Origin of the sequence: Sphingobium sp. WCS2017Hpa-17, from assembly GCF_031843765.1 — a bacterium.
Taxonomy (GTDB): domain Bacteria; phylum Pseudomonadota; class Alphaproteobacteria; order Sphingomonadales; family Sphingomonadaceae; genus Sphingobium.
The window spans coordinates 1-2826 of record NZ_JAVTIV010000055.1 but is presented as its reverse complement, the minus strand read 5'-3'; the positions used below and the strand labels follow the sequence as shown (position 1 = coordinate 2826).

The 2826-nt window shown below is 63.0% G+C and carries 4 protein-coding genes; all 4 read right to left on the bottom strand.

The genetic code is table 11. The features are described from left to right. Positions 1-57: 57 nt before the first annotated feature. Entirely contained in the window at positions 58-303 is a 246-nt protein-coding gene (locus tag RQH62_RS24845) for a hypothetical protein (RefSeq protein ID WP_019052496.1), read from the bottom strand. Positions 304-320: 17 nt separating this feature from the next. Continuing rightward, on the bottom strand, positions 321-1985 hold the full coding sequence (tnpC, locus tag RQH62_RS24840; RefSeq protein ID WP_179041790.1) for an IS66 family transposase: 1665 nt from the start codon (positions 1983-1985) through the stop codon (positions 321-323). Positions 1986-2056: 71 nt separating this feature from the next. Then, the gene (gene tnpB / locus RQH62_RS24835) at positions 2057-2398 is read right to left on the bottom strand and encodes an IS66 family insertion sequence element accessory protein TnpB (RefSeq protein WP_019052498.1); all 342 of its coding nucleotides are present in this window, start codon (positions 2396-2398) and stop codon (positions 2057-2059) included. Further along, a complete protein-coding gene (gene tnpA, locus RQH62_RS24830; protein ID WP_062788688.1) occupies positions 2395-2742 on the bottom strand; it encodes an IS66-like element accessory protein TnpA in 348 nt (115 codons plus the stop codon). The genes tnpB and tnpA overlap by 4 nt, the downstream gene beginning before the upstream one ends. Positions 2743-2826 lie beyond the last annotated feature (84 nt).

Genomic DNA, 2826 nt, shown 5'->3' with positions numbered 1-2826 from the left:
GCGTACGCATCCGGTGAGGACCGCGGCTACTGACGGTTTGCTGGGGGATTTGGCATCTTACTTGCCGAGGAAGGCCTCGACGCCTTCTTGAGCGAGCACATCGCGGAATGCAGCATCGGCATCGCGGTCGGTGGGGAATAGATTGTCCCAGACCGTCGAGGTGCCGTGCTCGTTGACGACCTCGAGGGACCAGCCACGTTCGGTGGCGAGCCGCACGATGTTGATGGTCAGCCGTACGCCCGCCTGTTCGATGGACCGGCAGAGAGAGGATTCAATCAGTTCGGGTTGCGGGTCAAATTCCATGCCGTGATGCTATGAGATCACGGCTCCAGCTTCAACGCTGTTGGTTTCCAATTCCATGGGAGCAGATCGCCAAGCCGATTAGCCGGATGACCGGCGATGCGGGCAAGGACGTCGGCGAGCCAAGCCTGGGGATCGAGGTCGTTGAGGCGACAGCTTTGAATGAGTGAAAACATGATGGCGGCGCGCTGACCGCCGCGATCGGAGCCGCAAAATAGCCATGCTTTCCGCCCGAGTGGCACACAGCGTAGCGCCCGTTCCGCTGCGTTGTTCGTGAGGCATACCCTGCCATCGACGAGGAAGCGGGTGAAGGAGTCCCAGCGCCGAAGCATATAGTTGATAGCCTTGGCGAGATCATGGTTACGCGACAGCTTGGCGAGTTGGGCGTTCAACCAGTCGTGCAGTTCGGCGATCAGTGGCGCGCTCAACTCCTGACGGGCGGCAAGCCGCTCCGCTGGTGTCTTGCCGTTGATACCGCGCTCAACGTCGAACAGGGCGTCCAGCTTCTGCACCGCCTCCAGCGCAATCGGATAGATCGGGCCAGTCCGCTCGCCGCGGCTCTTCTTGCGCGCAGCGCCCTCGACGTCAGCAAGTTCGAAGAACTTCCTGCGCGCGTGAGCAAAGCATCCTGCCTCCAGGATGAGACCAGGCTGGCGGTTGGGAGCGTACAGCTCAAAATAGCCCGCATAGGCATCAGCCTGCAGAATCCCGGACCAGGACGCGAGGTGCGCCTGGGGATGTTCCCCGCGCCGGTCGCGCGAATAATAGAAAACCACCGCCGGCGGATCGGCGCCGCCGAACGGGCGGTCATCCCGGACATAATCCCATAATCTACCGGTATCGGTCTTGCCCTTGGCCATGACCGGCACGGTGGTATCGTCGCCATGCACGCGCTCGGCGGCAAAGACATGGGCCTCGATCAGCCGAAAGATGGGCATCAAGGCGAAGGACGCCGCACCAACCTGATCGGCAAGCGTGGAGACGCTCAGCGGCACGCCTTCGCGAGCGAAGCGCTCCGCCTGGCGGTTGAGCGGCTGGTGCTGCCCATACTTCTCGAACAGCAGCATGGCGAGGAAGCTTGGCCCTGCCCAGCCACGCGGCACGACATGGAATGGCGCGGGCGGCTGCGTGATCTTCTCGCAGTCACGGCAGGAGAATTTCTCGCGTACGGTCTGGATGACCTTCCAGGCACGCGGGATTACCTCCAGCGTCTCGGTTACATCCTCGCCCAGCTTCGACAGGCGCATGCCGCCACAGGCCGGACAGGAACAGGGCGCCGGAACGACGACGCGGTCGCGGGGCAAATGGACGGGGAACGGTTTTTTAACTGGCCTCTTGCGCTCAAAGGCGGTGACGTTCGTCGCCTTTGTCGCGGCGGCCTCGGCGGCCAGATCATCTTCGGCGGCGTCGGCCTCCAAATCTTCGAGCTCAAACTCCATCTGCGCAAGAAGCCGGCGGGTGCGTTCGGCGCTGGGGCCGTACTGCTCGCGCCTGAGCTTGGCGATCTGCAACTTGTAGTGCGAGATCAACGCCTCGGTGGCGCTCTCCCGGGCACGGGCATTGGCCAGTTCGGCTTCAGCGCTCGTGGCCCGCTGTTCGGCTTCATCGGCGCGCTGCGCACTGAGCCGTACCAACGCCTTGAGCGCTTCGATATCGTCAGGCAGGGGCGAAACGGCGGCGTCCACAACTTGGATGGAATCATAGAAAACCTCCCGGATGAAGCGGAAAATGCAGCCTCCGCCGAGAAAATCTGCGCCTATCCTGCGCTCTGTGGGCGCCAGCTATATTGCGGGTTCCGCCAGTCCACTCCGTCGAGCAGACAGGCCAGCTGTGAGCTCGTCAGCGACACCACGCCGTCCTTCGCGGCGGGCCAAATGAACTTCCCTCGTTCCAATCGCTTCGAATATAACGACATCCCGAGGCCGTCGTGCCAGATTATCTTCACAAGCGCCCCGCTGCGCCCGCGAAAGACCCAAAGATCGCCGGCAAATGGGTCTCGCGAGAAGCTCTGCTGCACCATTGCTGCCAAGCTCTGCATGCCGCGCCGCATATCTGTGTGGCCCATCGCAATCCACACCCGCGCGCCAGCTGGGATCATCGCAGGGCCTTGAGCGCTGCCGACACCAAGGCAGCTGGTGCCGACGCAGATATGCTCACGCGCCCTTTGCCACCCAGATCCACGATGATCACCGGCATTGCGGCCTGGTGCGCATTCTGCTGTTCGCCATCGTCAACCACCGCCTCGGCGAACTCCGTCAGGGCGGGCGGCTGCCGCAGCTTGTTGCGCCACGTGTAAATGCGCGCCGTGGAAATATCGTGCCGACGCGCCACAGCCAAAACGCTGGCCCCAGGCGCAAAGGCTTCTGCCAAAATCTGGAGCCGTTCCTCGTCGCTCCAGCGCCGCCGCCGTTCCGGCCCGGTCATCACCGTGATCTGCCGCATCCACTGCTCCTAAGCGTGCTCTCGAGAGCGTTCTTAAGAGCAGGCCCCTACCTCACGACAAGGCGCGTCTCGCCGGATGCATAC

Excerpts from the sequence above, each read along its gene's own strand:
- RQH62_RS24845 (WP_019052496.1), bottom strand. The coding sequence starts at position 303 with ATGGAATTTGACCCGCAACCCGAACTGATTGAATCCTCTCTCTGCCGG.
- tnpA (WP_062788688.1), bottom strand. The coding sequence starts at position 2,742 with ATGCGGCAGATCACGGTGATGACCGGGCCGGAACGGCGGCGGCGCTGG.
- tnpB (WP_019052498.1), bottom strand. The coding sequence starts at position 2,398 with ATGATCCCAGCTGGCGCGCGGGTGTGGATTGCGATGGGCCACACAGAT.